This window comes from Ruegeria sp. BHSC043, from assembly GCF_059612985.1.
Genome location: NZ_JBXWRS010000002.1, coordinates 107,990 through 126,138, shown reverse-complemented (window position 1 = coordinate 126,138; position 18,149 = coordinate 107,990). Strand labels below are relative to the sequence as shown.

Below are 18,149 nucleotides of genomic sequence, written 5' to 3'. Positions count from 1 at the left end.
ACGGCAAAGGCAAAACTACAGGAACTGCCCCCGACAACCTGTCAGAGGCGGCCCGGACGGATTTGTTGCGTTACTGGAATTGCGCTACAGGTTCATGGGCGGTTTTGGCTACCGCCAAAGCCTCGGACAAGTCGACCGTCTTGCGGAACAGCGCCCGCCCGACCAACGCACCCGAGATATTGGGGATGTACGCCAGACGCGAGATGTCGTCGCTGCTGCGCACGACGCCGCTGGCGATCACCGGTGTGCGCGAATGCGCGGCCAGCCCCGAAATCAGGCCCAACTGCGCCTCGACATCCTCCATGTCGCTGTCGATATCGGTGACCAGAATGGCAGCCAGCGGAGCATCGGCAAACGCTTCGATGAAAGCCTCCGGGGTGAACGCACTTTGGGTGCGCCAGCCGTCCGTCATCACGTAACCCTGCCACACGTCCACGGCCAACACGATCTGGTCTGGGTATAGCTTGGCCAACTCTTTGAACAGATGGGGATCACGCGCCGCCAGGGTGCCGATTACGATGCGGCCCGCCCCTTTGTCGATCCAACGCTCGACCTGCTCGCGCGAGCGGAACCCGCCCGCCAGTTGAACAGGCAGTTCGGCGCTGCGGATGATCTGCTCGACAAGCACAGAGTTCGTGTCGCAACCTTCGATCGCGTCGAAATCGGTCAGGTGCATCCATTCCGCCCCCGCCGCGGCCCAGCCTTGGGCGGTTTCTACCGGATCGACATGCCAGATCAGCGCCTCGTCCAGGCGGCCCTTTTCCAGGGTTACGCACCGCCCATTCTGCAATTCCATCGTGGGATAGATCCTCATCAGCCAACTCCTCTGCCCAGTCGTTGCGGATTTCCACGATAGCATAGGCGGCCGCCAACGGCCTTCGCTTCCCAGTTTCGGCAAACTGAGAGCCATTTGCGGCAACAAGCGGAAAGTTGCGTTTCAGAAACGCGCGGGCGGGCCATCCCGACGAAACAGTTTGACGGTCGTGTCGCGAAACCGGGTTTCGCGCAGTGCGACATAGCCCAGCCTGGCGGCCAGTCGCTGCGACGGCTGATGATCGGCATCTATCATCGCCACCAGCGGGCCCGGCATGATCCGGTCGAACCAGTCATGCGCGGCCTGCGCGGCCTCGAACCCGTAGCCTTGCCCATGCGCCTCGGGCGCCAGGACCCAGCCGGCTTCGGGGAAGGTGTCGAAGTCCTCGCCCAGACAGCGGTTGCCGAAAAAGAACCCCGCCTGACCTATCAAAGTGCGATTCGATTGCAGCAGCACGCCCCATTGGCCGAACCCGGCCATCTGCCAATGGCCCGCATTGCGCAGAAAGGAATCCCAGGCCTCGCCGCGTGTGCGGGGCTTGCCGCCGATATGACGCACGACATCCGGGTCGCGCCAAATGTGGGCGAACCGCTCGAAATCCTCGGGTCGCATCCCGCGCAGGGTCAGCCGCGCGGTATTGATCGTCGGGGTGGATCTTATCATGCCCTTGCCCGTTCAGAACCTGCCTACATCCAGAGCAGAGCAAATCCTGGCCGTGCGAGGCAAGCCGGAAATGGCCGGCGCAAAGAAAAACGGCGCCTCCGTTGCCCGGAAGCGCCGTTTTCCCAATAATTCAAAGCGATCAGGAAGCTTCGCTGATGAACTTCACGGCGTCGCCGAAGGTCTGGATGGTTTCGGCTGCATCATCGGGGATCTCGATGCCGAACTCTTCTTCGAAAGCCATGACCAGTTCAACGGTGTCCAGGCTGTCCGCGCCCAGATCGTCGATGAAGGACGCGTTCTCGGTGACTTTGTCCTCTTCAACACCCAGGTGCTCAACAACGATCTTTTTAACGCGATCTGCGACGTCGCTCATGTCTATTCCTCATTCCATTTCAGGGCGGTCTGCCCGGTTCTGCCCTTGCCCGCTCGGGGTGGCCTTGATTTGCCCGATCCGGGCGGTTTGGGTCCCGGGTCTCCGGGAAAGTAGAAGGCCGACCTGAACGCCCGGCCCCTAATTACATGCGCCGCCTATAGCACAGACGACGCAAGAGGCAAACGCTTTCGCACCTGCCCCGCGATGCGCCTACAACATGGCCATGCCGCCGTTCACATGCAAGGTGGTTCCGGTCACATAGCCCGCCTCGGGGCTTGCCAGATACAGCACGGCCGCCGCGATTTCCGACGGTTCGCCCATCCGACCGGCGGGCACCTGCGCCAGGATGCCGGCCTTCTGGTCGTCGGTCAGCTTTTCGGTCATCGCGGTCGTGATGAAACCCGGCGCAACCGCATTTGCTGTTATGCCCCGGCTTGCGACCTCGTAGGCCAGCGACTTGGTCATGCCGACCATGCCCGCCTTGGACGCGGCATAGTTCACCTGACCCGGGTTGCCGGTTGCACCGACAACGGACGAGATGTTGATGATGCGCCCCCAACGCGCCTTCATCATGCCCCGCAGAACGCCTTTGCACAGCTTGGCGGTCGCGGTCAGGTTCACGTCGATCACGCTCTGCCATTCCTCATCAGACATGCGCATGAAAATGTTGTCGCGGGTTATCCCTGCGTTGTTGACCAGAATATCAACGGACCCCATGGCCTCGGCGGCCTGCTTCGGCAGCGCGGCCACGGCCTCGGCGTCACCCAGGTTGCACGGCAGGACATGAGCACGCTCGCCCAGTTCATCCGCCAGTTTCTGCAGCGGCTCTACGCGCGTGCCCGACAGGCCCACAGTGGCCCCTGCGGCGTGCAAGGTGCGTGCGATCTCGCCCCCGATCCCGCCCGAAGCCCCGGTGATCAGGGCGCATTTTCCAGTCAAATCAAACATACCTGCATCCTTTTCGAGTGTCCTGTCGGACCAACTTTAGGTTATTCGCCTGCCTGCAGCGCTTTTTGAACGTCTTCCGGCGTGCCAACGGCGGTGCAGGCCACGGCCCGATCGATCTTGCGGATCATGCCCGACAGCGCCTTGCCCGCGCCTATCTCCCAAGCTTCGGTCACGCCCTGGGCCACCATGTACTGAACGGATTCGCGCCAGCGGACCGAACCGGTGACCTGTTCGACCAGCAATTGACGGATCAGGTCGGGATCGGTCACCGCCTCGGCGCGGACATTGGCCACCAGAGGAACAGCCGGCGCCTTGATTTCGACGCTTGCCAGCGCTTCGGCCATCACTTCGGCGGCGGGCTGCATTAGGGCGCAATGGAACGGGGCGCTGACCGGCAGCATCACGGCGCGCTTGGCGCCCTTTGCCTTCGCGATCTCGGCCGCGCGTTCGACGGCAGCCTTCGCCCCCGACACCACGACCTGCGTGGGATCGTTGTCGTTGGCGGCTTGGCACACGTCGCCCTGTGCCGCTTCCTCGGCCACGGCACGCACCGCATCCAGGTCCAGCCCCAAGATCGCAGCCATCGCGCCCTCGCCCACCGGCACGGCGCTTTGCATGGCCTGACCGCGGGTGCGCAACAGGCGAGCCGTGTCGGCCACGCTGAGCGCGCCGGCCGCAGCCAGAGCCGAATATTCACCCAAGGAATGGCCCGCGACGAAAGCCGCCCGAGTGACCTGAACGCCCTCGGACTCCAGCGCGCGTATCGCCGCAATCGACGTGGCCATCAGCGCCGGCTGCGCGTTCTGCGTCAGGGTCAGGGTTTCGATGTCGCCCTCCCAGATCAGGGTACTCAGCTTCTCGCCCAGCGCCTCGTCCACCTCGTCGAACACGGCTTTGGCGGCGGGATAGGTATCGGCCAGCGCCTTGCCCATGCCGATGGTCTGGGCGCCCTGCCCCGGAAAAACAAACGCGATTGTCATTGCGACCTCTTGGATGACGTCAGGTTGCGCGGGGTGTAAACCGAGTGGCGGTCTGGCACAAGCTTTGCCTGCACTCTGCATTATGGCACCCTGTCTGTGCGCAGCACGCTATTGTGTCGCCCCGCGGGGCCGCTACCTTGGCGCAGAAGCCAATTCCGGAGCGTACCACCCATGCCCCTGACCAACACCCCTGCTAGCTATGGCAGCGTGACCAAGACCTTTCACTGGGTGACAGCCCTGCTGATCTTTACCGCGCTACCGCTCGGCTGGATCGCCAATGACCTGGCACATGCGATCTCAGACCCGGCGATCCCCTCGTCCGAGGCCGACATCGCCCGCGCCGCCCGCCTGTTTTCGCTGCACAAGACCGTCGGGATCACGGTGTTCTTCGTGGCACTGGCGCGCATCCTGTGGGCGCTCAGCCAACCCAAGCCGGGTCTGCTGAACGCCGACAACAAGCCCGAGGCCTTCGCCGCCGATGCGGTGCATTGGCTGCTGTACGGGTCTTTGGTGCTGGTTCCGCTGTCGGGCTGGATCGACCATGCCGCGACCGAGGGCTTTGCGCCCATCCTGTGGCCATTCGGACAGAACCTGCCGCTGGTGCCGAAATCTCCGCACCTCGCCGAATTGATGGCCGCGCTGCATTGGCTGTTCATGCTGGTGCTGGTGGTCGCCGTGTTTCTGCACGTGGCGGGAGCGCTCAAGCACCACGTCATCGATAAGGATTCGACCCTGCGCCGGATGCTGCCGGGGCGGTCCGACGCGCCGACCCCGCCCGACCAGACACATTCTGCGGCGCCGGCAGCCGCGGCAGCGGTCGTCTGGGTCGCGGTACTGGCGGGCGGCTGGGCGACCGGGATGCTTGGCGCCGGGACTCAGGCCGATGCTGGCTCTACAGAATTGGCAGAGGTTCAATCGGACTGGCAGGTGCAGGACGGCGAACTGGCGATCACGATCACCCAGTTGGGCAACCCGGTGACCGGCCGGTTTGCCGATTGGACGGCCGCCATCACCTTCGACGACCCTGGTGCGCCGGGGCCGGCGGGGACCGTGGACGTGACGGTGTCGATCGGCTCGCTGAGCCTGGGCAGCGTGACAGATCAGGCCATGGCCCCCGATTTCTTCGACGCTGCCCAATTTCCCACCGCCCGGTTCCAGGCCGATCTGGTCAAGACCGAGACAGGCTACGAGGCGCGTGGCCCTTTAACCATCCGCGACCAGTCCGTCGACATCGTGCTGCCCTTCGCCCTTGACCTGCAGGGCGACACAGCGCGGATGTCAGGCTCGGTCGATCTGAATCGGCTGGATTTCGGCATTGGCAAGACCCTGCCACAGGAGGATTCGCTGGCCTTTGGCGTTACCGTCGCGGCCAATCTGACCGCCACGCGCAGCGCCGAATAAGCGCACCGCGTGCATGAAAAAACCGCCGAGGCGCAGGCCGCCGGCGGTTTTCTCTTTCACATCCTGGAACGGATCAGTCGGCCTTCTGCGCCTCGATCGAAATCTGGATTGCAACTTCATCACTGACGAACGGCGCGAACTTTCCCAGGCCGAAGTCGCTGCGCACCAGTGTCGTGGTCGCATCAAAGCCTGCCCAGGGCTTGCCGGCCATCGGGTGCTCGCCCACCTGGTTCAGCTTGGCGTCCAGAACAACCGGCTTGGTCACGCCGTTCAACGTCAGGTCGCCGGTGATCTTGGCGGTGGTCTCACCGGTCACCTCGATGCTGGTCGAGGTGAAAGTTACCATCTCGTCCTCGGTCGCTGCAAAGAAGTCTTCGGACATGAAGTGATCTTCGCGCGGCTTCCAGCCGGTGATCATCGACATGACCGGCATCGACACGGTCACGCTAGACGCGGCGGGGTCTTCCTGGTCGAACATGATCTCGCCCTCAAAGCCCGAGAACATGCCGGTGGTGGTCGAAAAGCCCAGATGATTGTAGCTGAAGATCACCTGGCTGTGGCTGGAGTCCAGAACGTATTTCTCGGGCGCGGCGAAGGCAGCGGTGGCAGTGGCGGCAAGCGCGGCTGCAAGAAGGGTGGTTTTCATGTCGATCTCCAAAAATAATGTAAACGCAAACCCACTGGGTTGCTTGCCAAAGAAAATGTGCCGCCCATGGGCGGCACACAATCCATTTAAATCTCACAAGTTCTGTTCTTTTTTGAACAGACCGAGTTTCAGGCGAAAATCGTCACGTTTCCGCTCAGTTGACCCTTGAGCGCTCGGCTGACATCCGCCGATTGCAAGGGCAGCTTCATCAACAGGCTGCCATCCACCTCGAACAGTTCGACCTGGTCGTCGGCAAAGCGGGCGCCGCCCAGGCTTTCGTAGGACCGGCGCAGAACGGTTTTGGGGCGACCGTTTTCATTTTTTTGCAAAACCCGCACTTCGCGACGGATCGGATCGAAATAGGCGTCGGGACGCGGGTCCAGCACTTCTATCGTCAGCAGGCTGACCCCCAACAGTAGGAACAGCATCGAGACGGTCAGCTTGAACCCCCAGACCTCTGCACCGGAAATCGACCCCGGCATCAGCCACATCGAGAAAGCCGCGATGATCAGCGCTGCGCCGACCACGCGAAACAGCACCAGCCGCGCCTTCCAGTTTGGAGCGAAGGTGATCAGCACCGGCACCGATTTTTCATAGGCCTTGCCGGTCTGTGCCTGCTGGAACGTGTTGGTGTTCGTGACCGCCATCTTCTTTTACCCTGTCCATGTCCGTGTTCAGTGGCCCCAGTGGGTGCCGGATTTGTCGAAAGAGTCGGCTCGAAAAGCGTCAGGAATTGGGCGGCGGGGTGTTAATGGGGTGGAAAAACGGCGGCCCCAGACGCAAACCCCGACAGGTCTTGCCCCCCCGCCAGAAACGTGTATACCGAGCCATCCTTCGCAAATCGCATGAATCGCGCAGCCTCTCGTGGCAGGGTCGCGAAGGTTTCTGGCCCCGCCTATGAAATGCGCCTTGATACAAACAGGAGTGAACATGCCACTGTATGAGCATGTAATGATCGCGCGTCAGGACCTGTCCAACGCGCAGGCCGAGGGCCTGATCGAACACTTTGGCACCGTACTGGCTGACAACGGCGGCAAGCTCGTCGACAGCGAGTACTGGGGCGTCAAGACGATGGCCTACAAGATCAACAAGAACCGCAAGGGCCACTATGCCTTCCTGAAGACCGACGCCCCCGCCGGCGCCGTTCAGGAAATGGAGCGCCTGATGCGCCTGCATGACGACGTGATGCGCGTTCTGACCATCAAGGTCGATGAACACGAAGAAGGCCCGTCGGTTCAGATGCAGAAGCGCGACGAGCGCGAAGGCCGCCGCGAGCGCCGTTGATCAACGCCTGAGGAAAGGACACCAAACCATGGCCGCAAAACCGTTTTTCCGCCGCCGCAAGGTCTGCCCGTTCTCGGGCGACAACGCGCCCAAGATCGATTACAAGGACACCCGTCTGCTGCAGCGCTACATTTCCGAGCGCGGTAAGATCGTTCCGTCGCGCATCACCGCCGTTTCGGCCAAGAAGCAGCGTGAACTGGCCCGCGCCATCAAGCGCGCCCGCTTCCTCGCCCTGCTGCCCTACGCCGTGAAGTAAGGAGAGACTGACATGCAAGTTATCCTTCTGGAACGCGTCGCGAAACTGGGTCAGATGGGCGATGTCGTCGACGTCAAGCCCGGCTACGCGCGCAACTACCTGCTGCCCCAGGGCAAGGCTCTGAGCGCATCGGAAGCCAACATCGCATCCTTCGAAGCCCAGAAAGCGCAGCTGGAAGCGCGCAACCTGGAAACCAAGAAAGAAGCCGAAGCCCTGGCCGAAAAGCTGGACGGTCAGCAGTTCATCGTGATTCGCTCGGCGTCGGACGCTGGCGCGCTGTACGGCTCGGTCACCCCGCGTGACGCCGCCGAAGCCGCAACCGCAGCCGGTTTCAGCGTCGACAAGAAGCAGGTCGCGCTGGTTGCCCCGATCAAGGAACTGGGCCTGCACACCGTTGCAGTGCGCCTGCACCCCGAGGTTGAGGTCGAGATCAAGCTGAACGTCGCCCGTTCGGAAGAAGAAGCCGAACTGCAGGCCTCGGGCAAATCGATCCAGGAACTGGCCGCCGAGGAAGAGGCAGCTGCCGATTTCGAGATCGCCGAACTGTTCGACGACATCGGCTCTGCCGCTTCGGACGATGAAGATCTGGCCGCTGAGGCCCCGGCCGAAGGCGACGAAGCCAAGGCCTGAGTTCTCGACGAACCTGTTTTGGGAAAGGCCGCGCAGACGCGTGGCCTTTTTCTTTTGCTGGCCGATCGGGCAGCATTCAGCCGACGCCCTGCCCTCTGCTTGCAGCGCGGTGTTGCAATCTTATCATGGTCGCAAAGTGACAGGAGAGCCCCATGCCCGACAAATATCGCCGCGGTTTTCTGAAATTGCTTATGGTTGCGCCTTTGGCTGCGTGCGGCACCCCGAACCCGGACGTGGTATCGCGCACCGCGACATTCGATCCGCCGCTCTACCCGAACGAAACACCCCAATTGAGGGCATCGATCAACAAGTGGGCCGACCACTACGGGCTGCCACGGGAATTGGTGCACAAACTGGCAATCCGCGAGAGTACCCACCGCCCTTGGGCCGTGAACCGACCGTATTACGGCCTGCTGCAGATCCTGCCTGCGACTGCAAGATCAATGGGTTACAAGGGCAAGCCCGAGGGGTTGCTGGATGCCGACACCAATCTCGAGTTTGCCGGGAAATACCTGCGGGGCGCCTGGATGCTGTCGGACGGCGACATGGATCGGGCCATATTTCTTTATGCCAAGGGCTACTACCCCGAGGCCAAGGCGCGCGGCATGCTGGTGGAAACGGGACTGCGTCCCGACTTATCGGGGTCACCAGGCTACGGCGCGATCCGATCATGACGATCCGCAATGCGGCGATCCCGCTCGGCGGTTTCAAAAAATTCGCTCCGACCGTTGGCAATGGCACCCAAAACGACAATATGATATGCACAAAAAGCTTGCGTCTTGCTCAACACTTGACGCAACGTCGATACATTAAAGGGACAGAACCGGCATTTCGGGGGAAAATGCCAACGGAACAAAGGTTGGACTGGTGAAACTTATCGACTTGGCCGCGATTGACCATGGGGAACGGTCGGCCTTCGACATCATTGATTCTGTCTGTAACGAACTCGGCTTCGACTATGCGTCCTATGCCACCACGCATCCCGTGAAGGGTGACGTGCAAGGCTATGCCAACTATCCAGAAGAATGGAAGATACACTATGGGACGCAGGGCTATCATCATCTTGATCCCACTCTGTACCAATCGGCCCTGAGCATCGCGCCGGTCGATTGGAGCCGTTTCAACCACGATGACAAGTTCAATGCGGTATTCCGCGATGCACATGATTTTGGAATCACCGACCGAGGCCTGACCGTCCCCGTCCGCGGTCCTTACGGCGAGTGCGGGCTGCTGAGCGTCACCAAAGACTGCTCGGATTCGGAATGGAAGAAGCTCAAACGCCATGTCATGGGCGACCTTCAGATGGCGGCGGTTCAGGCGCATGACACGGTGATGCAATCGGGGGTTCTGGCCAAAGCCTTGTACCTGCCAACTCTGTCCTCGCGCGAAAAAGAGATTCTGCAATGGGTTGCCGAAGGCAAGTCACAGCAGGATATCGGAGATATTCTGTGCATTTCTCATCGTACGGTCGAAGTCCACTTGCGGTCCGGACGCGAGAAACTTGGCGCTCTGACCACTGCGCAGGCGATCGGCCGAGCCATCGGCCTGGGCTTGATCTACCCCGGCTGACCGAATTAAGGCAGAAAATTACGGGAAATCCCCAATAGTCATGTTTCCAAAGTTGGTTAATCTCAACTTCACGGTAACCAGACTGTAGGGGGATGGAATGATCATCGTAATTGATGGTATCAACCAGCACAAATTCAAAGACGTCCTGGACGAAATGTTCAAGCTGCGCGCACGCGTTTTCGGGGATCGCTTGGGCTGGGAAGTAAACATTAAGGATGGCCGGGAACGCGATCATTTCGACGACCTCAATCCTGCCCATGTTGTCAGCATCAGCGACGAGGGCGATGTTGTCGGCTGTATGCGTCTCTTGCAGACGACCGGTCCGCATATGCTGGCCGATGTGTTCAACTCGATCTTGGATGGTGAGCCGCCGATCCGCAGCGCCCAAGTGTGGGAAGCGACGCGTTTCTGTGTCGATACAAAGAAACTTGGTCGCGGACGGGGCAAGAACTCAGTGTCCTATGTTACCAGCGAGGTCATGATCGGTTCCTTCGAATACGCGATGGAAGCCGGCGTCATGGACGCAGTGGCCGTCATCGACCCGGTCATGAACCGCGTCCTGCAACGTTCGGGAAATGCGCCGTATGACTATGTCGGAACAGCCAAACCGATGGGCAAGGTTGTAGCCATGGCTGCCCTGATGGATTGCTCGGAAGAGCGGATCACGTCCATCCGGAACTACGCGGGAATCGACCATGACGTGTTCCTGAGCGACCAGCAGGCCCGCGACCTGTTCGACAGAATCGAGACAACGCAATTGTCGCCGGCGAACCGGGATCACAAACCCCTGTCCGAGCTCGAAACCTATTTCGTCGAACAGATGGCCGCGGCCAAGACCGAATCTGAACGCCAGGCCGTGCTGAACCTTATCGAGGCGCTGTCGGACCAGTTCACGCCCGAACAGAAAACAGCTCTCCTTCAGACCCCCCGTGCTTTTGCTCATGAGGCCTGACCCCCTCACCTCATAAGAACAAAAGCCACCCATGCGGAGCCGCCCCATTCCAGGCGGCTCCGCTTTTTATTTGGGGGGGTCTTCTGACACGGGGCAGACAAAAGAAAAGGCCCCCTGCGCGGGGGCCTTTGAACATTACGGTCAATCGGTTTCCGGCTGACGGAGATTGTTATTCCTCTTCCAGCGCTTCGACGGCCTTCTGCAGGTCGTCCTTGCCGACCTCCTTCTCGGTGACATCGGCCAGTTCGACCACATAGTCGACGACCTTGTCTTCGAAGATCGGCGCGCGCAGTTGCTGCTGCATCTGAGCATTCTGCTGAACGAATTCGAAGAACTGGCGCTCTTGCCCCGGATACTGGCGGGCCTGGTTCATGATCGCCTGGGTCATCTCGGCATCGGTGACCTCCACCTCGGCCTTCTGGCCCAGTTCGGCAAGCAGCAGGCCCAAGCGCACGCGGCGCTCGGCCAGCTTGGTGTGCTCTTCGGTGGGCTCGATCTCTTCGTGATCATGGCCCTGGACGTCGGGGTTCTCTTCGTGCCACAGCTGGTGCGCGATCTGCTTGGCTTCAGCCTCGACAAGGGTCGGCGGCAGATCGAACGACACCATCTTATCCAGCTCGTCCAGCAGGGCGCGCTTCATCACCGCTCGCGAGGCGCCGGCATATTCGGCTTCCAGGCGCTCGGCTATCTGCTTTTTCAGCGCGTCCAGATCCTCGGCACCGAATTTCTGGGCCAGCTCGTCGTTGATCTCGGCTGCGACGGGCTCTTTCACCTCTTTCACGGTGCAGGTGAACACGGCCTCTTTGCCGGCCAGGTGCTCGGCTCCGTATTCCTCAGGGAAGGACACGGTCACGTCCTTCACCTCTTCGGCCTTCACGCCGACCAGTTGATCCTCGAAACCGGGGATGAAGCTGTTCGATCCCAGAACCAGCGGATAGTCTTCGGCCGAACCGCCTTCGAAGGGCTCACCGTCAATCTTGCCGACAAAATCGATGACGACCTGATCGCCCTCTTTCGCCTTCGAGCCCTTGCGGCGGGCTTTGAAATCCTGCGCGGTTTCGGCCAGGTTCTTCAGAGCCTCTTCCACGGCGGCGTCGTCGGCCTTGACCACCAGCTTTTCCAGCTTAACGGACTTCAGATCAACCTCGGGGATTTCCGGCAGCGCCTCATAGGTCATCTCGACGTGAACGTCGTCGCCTTCTTTCCAGTCCTCGTTGGTCATCTTGACCTGGGGCTGCAGGGCGGGACGGTCGCCGCTCTCCTCGAAATGCTTGTTCATGGCGCCGTCGATGGTCTCTTGCATGGCTTCGCCAAGCAGACGCTGGCCGAACTGCTTTTTCAGCAGCGCCATCGGCACCTTGCCTTTGCGGAAACCTTTCATCTCGATTTCCGGCTGGGCTTCGGCCAGTTTCTCGTTGACCTTCTCGTCCAGCTCGGCGGCGGTGACAACGATGTTGTAGCCGCGTTTCAGACCTTCGTTCAGCGTCTCGGTAACCTGCATTCTGGTAGTCCCCATAGGATTCGGGGCGCGCAAAACGGGCGCGCCGGGCAAATTTGACGCCTTCTATTTGCCCAGCCGCCGAAGGGCAAGGGGCAAGGTGCCTGTTCGGCTCCGATTTGCCGCCCTGCCCTACAAAAAACGCCCCGGACCGGGCCGGGGCGCTTGGATTGACGGTTTGACGCGATCAGAACTTCCAGCGCGCGCCCAGAACCCAGGCTTCGTTCTTGTCGAACGATGTGCCGTCGTCGAAATCGTGGTTGCGGTATTTCAGGTAGGCATCGGTGTTGATGCTGTCGATCCGCTGGACCACGGCGATGCCCCAGGAGTCAGTGCTGGAGCCGTCAGTGTCGAAGTCCGAGCCGTCATAATAGTCGATGCCGACGCCCGTCTTGCCCCAGGACACCCAGTCGCCTTCATAGGCGATCTTGGTGTACCAGAAACTCGGGTCGCTCTGGCCTGCGACGTTGTCACGGCTGCCGGCCGCCGCGGTAAAGCTGAACCCGCTGGGCAGCAGCACCGAGGCCGACCCCACGGTATCGTTGCGCTCGCCCGACCCATTGTCGAAGTCGCGCACGGCATAGGCGAGGCTGGCCGCAAACTCGACACCACCGGCGAAGGTGTTGTTGTAGTTCACCGCCACGTCGTAATAGTCGTCGTCATCGCTGCTGGACAGGATGTTTTGGCCATAGGCGAAGCTGGCCGAGAATCCGCTGAAGTCAGGGGTGTCATACCGCACGCGGCCACGGCGCGCGCCGTCAAAGTTGCTGGTGCTATCGCCCACGGTTATGCCACTCAGAGCCCCGTTGGTTCCACGGTAGAAGAAGCCCGAGTTTTCGTCGGCCGTATAGGAATACAGCGCCGTCCCCACATAGGACAGGTCGGTTTGCGCCGCCCCGTCCGATGCCATGCTGCCCTGACCGGCCGAGAATTTACCCCAGCTGCCCTTCAGCCCGAAATCGACATAGCGGATGTCTTCACGGGTCCAGCCGCTGAAATTGGTGCCGTTCTGGTTCCACTCGGTCGAGTTCGGCAGACCCAGCGCGGTCTCGAAGCGAAAGGTGAACTCGTTCTGTCCGAAGGGCTGCATCAGGCTCAGGCCGACGCGGCTGTTGGACAGGTCGTTGTCCAGAAGGCGGGTATCAGTATCCTGACCATCATCCACCGAGATGATTGCCGGGCTAAGTTGCCCGTACAGAAGGACATATCCGCCCGAGTTGTTTTCATATTTCATTTCAGCCGCGGCGGGGATCGCCGTGGTGGCCGCCAGCAGCGCTGCTGCCGAGGGAAGTCTGAGATTGAGTGTCATGTCGTTCACCATAAATGCTTCCGGTTTCGGATACTGCTCAGATGTTCAGTCGAACCTTGCGGTTCCAGTGGTCCTCCGCCCACCATGGCCGGACATTGCAATTTCGCCACACACTGCGACGCGATTACGCCAAGATACAAAGTTTTTTCAATGCTTTAGCTTTTCCACTTCGCAACATCATCAAAGCTGCGAATGAATTCTGCCACTTGGCCATGCATATAGCAAACACTGGCTCTGCAATTGCGCAGGCTTGACGGCAGAAATTCGCCGGAAATCCGATGATTTGTACTGGAAATGTCACCCAGAGTTCATACCTGCAACAGTCTAAGCACCTCCGGCAGCTGTTCGGGCAGATCCTCGGCAATCAGGCCAGGCCCGAAACTGCGGGCGCACTCGACATGCAGCCAGGCGGCGATCTCGGCCGCCGTCGGCGCGGAGATCCCGCGCGCCAGCAGCCCTGCGATGAACCCCGACAACACATCACCGGCCCCGGCCGTCGCCAGCCAGGGAACGGCGCGGTCGTGGTGGGCCGAATTGACGATACAGCGGCCATCCGACGCGGCGATGACCGTATCCGCGCCCTTGAACAGAACTGTGCAACCCGCACGCTTTGCAGCGTCGCGCACGGCATCGACCTTGGAATAGGCCGGCCCCTTGATCGGAATTTCGGCCAGCCGGACCGCAAGATCCGGGAACAGGCGCGCGAACTCGCCACCATGGGGGGTCAGAACGCAATTCTCGCGAAGAAGGCGGAACAGTGCTGCGGGCGCGTCGGCGAAGGCGGTCAGCGCATCCGCGTCCAGTACTGCCGGCCGAGGCGATACATCGCCGCCCCCAAGAGCCACCGGCACCAGTTCGCGCGCACGCTCAAGCCCCAACCCCGGCCCGATGCAGAGCGCATTCAGGCGCTCATCCCCCAGAACCTCGGTCAGGCCCGCCGCCCCGTCGACCCGCCGCAACATCAGCGCGGTGATTTGGCCGGCCACCTCCGACTGGGCAGACGGCGGCACCGCCAGAGTCACCAACCCCGCCCCGATCCTCAGTGCCGCGCGCGCGGCCAGCCGCGCGGCTCCGGTCTTGCCGGAGCCACCAGTCAGGACGAGTGCATGACCATGCGCATATTTGTGCCCGGCACCGGCCTTGGTCAGCAGATGCGGCAGCACTCGGCAGTCTCGCGCGATCGGCGTCTTGCTGTTGTACAGCGCACCGCCTTCGCGGCGCCGGATCCCCAGCGGCTTGACCGCCACCTTGCCCGAGACGGCCGCCGCTTCGGCCAACCGATGCCCCAGCCGGGGGCATTCGAAGGTCACCGTCAGGTCGGCGCCCGAATTGGCGTGCGCTTCGAACAACGGGCGGCCGCTGTCTGCGCAATATCCCGACGGCATGTCCACCGCGACCACCCGAACCGGAGAAGGCCCCTGACGCATCACTCCCAGCAACCCGAGCACTTGCGTGACTGCCGAGTCGAGCCTGCGGGACAAGCCCGTTCCGAACAGGGCATCCACCACCACCGAGGGACGCTCCGGTGGCGGACCAGTAAAGGCCTCGACGGCCTGAACGGTCCCGCCCAGCGCCGTCCACCTGTCAAAATTCACCTTGGCGTCCGGCGGCAGTTTTCGAGGTTCGCCAAAAAGATACACACCGACCTCCCACCCCCAGTCCCGCATCAGACGCGCCACCACGAATCCGTCGCCGCCATTGTTGCCCGGGCCGCACAGAACAACCGCACGCTGGGGTTCTTTGGCAAGATCGGGCCATTCTTCTAAAATCGCCTCGAAAATGCCACGCCCGGCCGTCTCCATCAGATCCAGCCCGGTGGCCTGACCAGACTCGATTGCCTCTTGCTCGATCGCCCGCATCTGCGCTGCCGTCAGCAATTCCGCCATGTCATGCCTCCTGCCGATTCAGTTTCGTCCATTTTTTGTGCAAGTCGCCCATTTTTTAAACCGCCCTTCGTTTTGCACCGCCCGGCTGGCTCGCAAACCCGCATTCGGATTGCCCCGTGATCTTAGACGTGGTGACTGCGGTTCTGACAACCATGCGAGGTGAGCCGGAATGAAAAAGATCGAAGCGATCATCAAGCCGTTCAAGCTGGATGAAGTGAAAGAAGCGCTCCAAGACGTGGGCGTGCAGGGCCTCAGCGTCATCGAGGTCAAGGGGTTCGGTCGTCAGAAAGGGCATACCGAACTGTACCGCGGCGCCGAATACGTCGTCGACTTTCTTCCCAAGGTGAAGGTCGAGGTCGTTCTGGAAGACGATCAGGTCGATGCCGCCATCGAGGCCATCGTCGCGGCCGCCAAGACCGACAAGATCGGCGACGGCAAGATCTTCGTCTCGCCCGTCGAACAAGCCATTCGCATCCGCACCGGAGAAACCGGCCCGGACGCGTTGTAATCGCAATTCTGCAAATCTAGAGGAACAGTATTATGAGCAAGGACGCAGTTCTTCAGCTGATCAAGGAAGAGGGTGCCGAATATGTCGACATCCGCTTCACCGACCCGCGCGGCAAGCTGCAGCACGTGACCGTGATGGCGGATCAGGTCGATGAGGACTTCCTGGACGAAGGCTTCATGTTCGACGGATCGTCGATCGCCGGCTGGAAGTCGATCGAAGCATCGGACATGAAACTGATGCCCGACACCGAAAGCGCCTATGTCGATCCGTTCTACGCGGAAAAGACCATCTGCATTCACTGCTCGGTGGTCGAGCCCGACACCGGCGAACCCTACGAGCGTGACCCGCGCGGCACCGCGCAGAAGGCCGAGGCCTACCTGAAGTCGTCGGGCATCGGCGACGCGGCGTTCTTCGGCCCCGAAGCAGAATTCTTCCTGTTCGATGACGTGCGTTTCTCGAACAGCATCAACAAGGTATCCTACGAAGTTGATGCTACCGACGCATCGTGGAACACCGACACCGAATACGAGATGGGCAACATGGGCCATCGTCCGGGCGTCAAGGGTGGCTACTTCCCGGTGAACCCGATCGACGAAGCCCAGGACCTGCGTTCGGAAATGCTGTCGACCATGAAACGTCTGGGCATGAAGGTCGACAAGCACCACCACGAAGTGGCCTCGTGCCAGCACGAGCTGGGGCTCATCTTTGACAGCCTGACCAAACAGGCCGACGAGCTGCAGAAATACAAGTATGTCATCCACAACGTGGCGCACGCCTACGGCAAATCGGCCACCTTCATGCCCAAGCCGATCGCGGGCGACAACGGCACTGGCATGCACGTGAACATGTCGATCTGGAAAGACGGCAAGCCGCTGTTTGCTGGCGACAAATATGCCGACCTGTCGGACGAGGCCCTGTGGTTCATTGGCGGCATCCTCAAGCACGCCAAAACCCTCAACGCCTTCACCAACCCGTCGACCAACAGCTACAAGCGCCTGATCCCGGGCTTCGAAGCCCCCGTTCTGCGCGCCTACTCGGCCCGCAACCGTTCGGGTTGTGTCCGTATTCCGTGGACAGAATCGCCGAAAGCCAAGCGCGTCGAGGCCCGTTTCCCCGACCCGTCGGCAAACCCCTACCTGGCCTTTGCAGCCCTGCTGATGGCCGGCCTGGACGGCATCAAGAACAAGATCGATCCGGGCGAGGCGATGGACAAGAACCTCTACGATCTGCCCGCCGAAGAGTTGGCCGGTATCCCGACCGTCTGCGGCAGCCTGCGCGAAGCTCTGGAGAGCCTGGCAGCCGACCACGACTTCCTGCTGCAGGGCGACGTGTTCACCAAGGATCAGATCGACGGCTACATCGCGCTGAAGATGGAAGAGGTCGAAACCTACGAGCACACCCCGCACCCGGTCGAGTACGGCATGTACTACAGCTGCTGATCGCAGCAGGTTGATGCTACCTTTTCAAGGGCGCCCTGCGGGGCGCCCTTTTTTTGATTTGGGCGCTCCGGGTTCAGCAAAGCGCTTTGTAGTGTTGCCGACAGGCTCTAACCTTGGTCTCAGTCATTTTTTGAACGGATTGATGCTATGATGCGCGCAGCCCTGCTTGTTTCGGCCCTGTCCCTCGCTCCGGCGACTGCTCTGGCCGCCCCCTGCGGCAATGACGGCAGCGGTTTCGAAACGTGGAAAACCAGTTTCGCCCAACAGGCCCGCAGGGCTGGCGTCAGGAAGAAGGGGCTGCAGGCATTGGCCCAGACCCGGTATGCGGCCGGCACGATCGCCGCCGACCGCAATCAAAAAAGCTTCAGATATTCGCTGGGCAAATTCCTGCAGATCCGTGGCGCCGACACGATCGTCGCGCAGGGCCGCAAACGCAAGGCTCGCAACCCGCAATTCTATGCCGCGCTCGAACGCCAATACGGCGTGCCGGCCGGTGTTCTGATCGCCATTCACGGCATGGAAACCGGGTTTGGCCGCTTTATGGGAGACAGCCAGGTCGTTTCCGCAATTACAACACTGGCCTATGATTGTCGCCGATCCGAGTTCTTCATTCCACACGCCATCGGCGCCCTGAAACTGGTCGACCAAGGCAGTATTTCGATGGCAACAAAAGGGGCAAAACATGGCGAGTTGGGCCACACGCAGTTTCTTCCCGGGAACGCCCTGCGCTATGGCGTAGACGCCACCGGAGACGGCAGGGTCGATTTCTATAACCCGACCGACGCGCTTGCCTCGACCGCGAATTTCCTGCGCAAGAAAGGGTGGAAACCCGGCCGCGGCTACCAACCGGGAGAGCCGAATTTCGCGGTGTTGCAGCAGTGGAACGCGGCCAGCGTCTATCAGCAGGCCATCGCGATCATGGCTGCCCGAATCGATAAATGATACCCGGCGGGCGCTACCGACCGCGCCCCCAATTTCGCCATAATGTCGCCA

At 61.1% G+C, this 18,149-nt stretch carries 20 protein-coding genes; 10 read left to right on the top strand and 10 right to left on the bottom strand.

The features are described 5' to 3' along the window. Window positions 1-70: 70 nt before the first annotated feature. The 5 genes from AC2FMM_RS05670 to fabD form a co-directional block, all read right to left on the bottom strand. Window positions 71-814, bottom strand: a complete 744-nt coding sequence (locus tag AC2FMM_RS05670; RefSeq protein WP_496740805.1) for a 1-(5-phosphoribosyl)-5-[(5-phosphoribosylamino)methylideneamino]imidazole-4-carboxamide isomerase — start codon at window positions 812-814, stop codon at window positions 71-73. Between the two features lie 123 nt (window positions 815-937). Then, complete coding sequence (locus AC2FMM_RS05665; RefSeq protein WP_496686512.1) at window positions 938-1,477, bottom strand: GNAT family N-acetyltransferase; 540 nt, start codon at window positions 1,475-1,477, stop codon at window positions 938-940. Between the two features lie 139 nt (window positions 1,478-1,616). Beyond that, window positions 1,617-1,850 (bottom strand): acyl carrier protein, encoded by a 234-nt coding sequence (locus AC2FMM_RS05660; RefSeq protein WP_005982462.1) that lies wholly within the window; start codon window positions 1,848-1,850, stop codon window positions 1,617-1,619. A 210-nt stretch (window positions 1,851-2,060) separates the two neighbouring features. After that, the gene (gene fabG / locus AC2FMM_RS05655; protein WP_496681068.1) at window positions 2,061-2,798 is read right to left on the bottom strand and encodes a 3-oxoacyl-[acyl-carrier-protein] reductase; all 738 of its coding nucleotides are present in this window, start codon (window positions 2,796-2,798) and stop codon (window positions 2,061-2,063) included. A gap of 41 nt (window positions 2,799-2,839) precedes the next feature. Continuing rightward, window positions 2,840-3,778: an ACP S-malonyltransferase gene (gene fabD / locus AC2FMM_RS05650; protein ID WP_496711441.1), complete on the bottom strand. Its 939-nt coding sequence runs from the start codon at window positions 3,776-3,778 to the stop codon at window positions 2,840-2,842. 171 nt (window positions 3,779-3,949) lie between these two features. Between fabD and AC2FMM_RS05645 the strand changes: the two genes are divergently transcribed. Next, window positions 3,950-5,179 carry a cytochrome b/b6 domain-containing protein gene (locus AC2FMM_RS05645; RefSeq protein ID WP_496796028.1) on the top strand — a complete coding sequence of 410 codons (1,230 nt, stop codon included), beginning with the start codon at window positions 3,950-3,952 and terminating at the stop codon, window positions 5,177-5,179. 73 nt (window positions 5,180-5,252) lie between these two features. On the opposite strand, the gene AC2FMM_RS05640 is transcribed toward AC2FMM_RS05645, so the two are convergent. Both AC2FMM_RS05640 and AC2FMM_RS05635 read right to left on the bottom strand, forming a co-directional pair. Next, entirely contained in the window at window positions 5,253-5,825 is a 573-nt protein-coding gene (locus tag AC2FMM_RS05640; protein WP_496681320.1) for a YceI family protein, read from the bottom strand. A gap of 128 nt (window positions 5,826-5,953) precedes the next feature. After that, window positions 5,954-6,472 (bottom strand): hypothetical protein, encoded by a 519-nt coding sequence (locus AC2FMM_RS05635; RefSeq protein WP_496711439.1) that lies wholly within the window; start codon window positions 6,470-6,472, stop codon window positions 5,954-5,956. A gap of 283 nt (window positions 6,473-6,755) precedes the next feature. Here AC2FMM_RS05635 and rpsF point away from each other — a divergent pair, with 283 nt between their 5' ends. From rpsF to AC2FMM_RS05605, 6 genes are all read left to right on the top strand, one after another. Further along, window positions 6,756-7,109 (top strand): 30S ribosomal protein S6, encoded by a 354-nt coding sequence (rpsF, locus tag AC2FMM_RS05630; protein WP_149774836.1) that lies wholly within the window; start codon window positions 6,756-6,758, stop codon window positions 7,107-7,109. A gap of 28 nt (window positions 7,110-7,137) precedes the next feature. Next, complete coding sequence (gene rpsR, locus AC2FMM_RS05625) at window positions 7,138-7,365, top strand: 30S ribosomal protein S18 (protein ID WP_005982441.1); 228 nt, start codon at window positions 7,138-7,140, stop codon at window positions 7,363-7,365. A gap of 12 nt (window positions 7,366-7,377) precedes the next feature. After that, complete coding sequence (gene rplI / locus AC2FMM_RS05620; RefSeq protein WP_496681315.1) at window positions 7,378-7,995, top strand: 50S ribosomal protein L9; 618 nt, start codon at window positions 7,378-7,380, stop codon at window positions 7,993-7,995. A 152-nt stretch (window positions 7,996-8,147) separates the two neighbouring features. Then, window positions 8,148-8,669, top strand: coding sequence for a transglycosylase SLT domain-containing protein (locus AC2FMM_RS05615; protein ID WP_496711438.1), 522 nt, complete (start codon window positions 8,148-8,150; stop codon window positions 8,667-8,669). A 193-nt stretch (window positions 8,670-8,862) separates the two neighbouring features. Continuing rightward, window positions 8,863-9,564, top strand: a complete 702-nt coding sequence (locus AC2FMM_RS05610) for a helix-turn-helix transcriptional regulator (protein WP_496681312.1) — start codon at window positions 8,863-8,865, stop codon at window positions 9,562-9,564. 97 nt (window positions 9,565-9,661) lie between these two features. Next, a complete protein-coding gene (locus AC2FMM_RS05605; RefSeq protein ID WP_496681309.1) occupies window positions 9,662-10,516 on the top strand; it encodes an acyl-homoserine-lactone synthase in 855 nt (284 codons plus the stop codon). 169 nt (window positions 10,517-10,685) lie between these two features. On the opposite strand, the gene tig is transcribed toward AC2FMM_RS05605, so the two are convergent. The 3 genes from tig to AC2FMM_RS05590 all read right to left on the bottom strand — a co-directional run bounded on the left by tig (window position 10,686) and on the right by AC2FMM_RS05590 (window position 15,209). Next, window positions 10,686-12,017, bottom strand: a complete 1,332-nt coding sequence (gene tig, locus AC2FMM_RS05600) for a trigger factor (RefSeq protein WP_496681325.1) — start codon at window positions 12,015-12,017, stop codon at window positions 10,686-10,688. A 184-nt stretch (window positions 12,018-12,201) separates the two neighbouring features. After that, window positions 12,202-13,323 (bottom strand): porin, encoded by a 1,122-nt coding sequence (locus AC2FMM_RS05595; RefSeq protein ID WP_496796027.1) that lies wholly within the window; start codon window positions 13,321-13,323, stop codon window positions 12,202-12,204. A gap of 308 nt (window positions 13,324-13,631) precedes the next feature. Further along, window positions 13,632-15,209, bottom strand: a complete 1,578-nt coding sequence (locus tag AC2FMM_RS05590) for an NAD(P)H-hydrate dehydratase (RefSeq protein ID WP_496796026.1) — start codon at window positions 15,207-15,209, stop codon at window positions 13,632-13,634. A 169-nt stretch (window positions 15,210-15,378) separates the two neighbouring features. Here AC2FMM_RS05590 and AC2FMM_RS05585 point away from each other — a divergent pair, with 169 nt between their 5' ends. The 3 genes from AC2FMM_RS05585 (at window position 15,379) to AC2FMM_RS05575 (ending at window position 18,098) form a co-directional block, all read left to right on the top strand. Continuing rightward, a complete protein-coding gene (locus AC2FMM_RS05585; protein WP_005982402.1) occupies window positions 15,379-15,717 on the top strand; it encodes a P-II family nitrogen regulator in 339 nt (112 codons plus the stop codon). Between the two features lie 32 nt (window positions 15,718-15,749). Next, a complete protein-coding gene (glnA, locus tag AC2FMM_RS05580) occupies window positions 15,750-17,156 on the top strand; it encodes a type I glutamate--ammonia ligase (protein ID WP_496681303.1) in 1,407 nt (468 codons plus the stop codon). 147 nt (window positions 17,157-17,303) lie between these two features. Beyond that, window positions 17,304-18,098, top strand: a complete 795-nt coding sequence (locus tag AC2FMM_RS05575; RefSeq protein WP_496796025.1) for a lytic murein transglycosylase — start codon at window positions 17,304-17,306, stop codon at window positions 18,096-18,098. Window positions 18,099-18,149 lie beyond the last annotated feature (51 nt).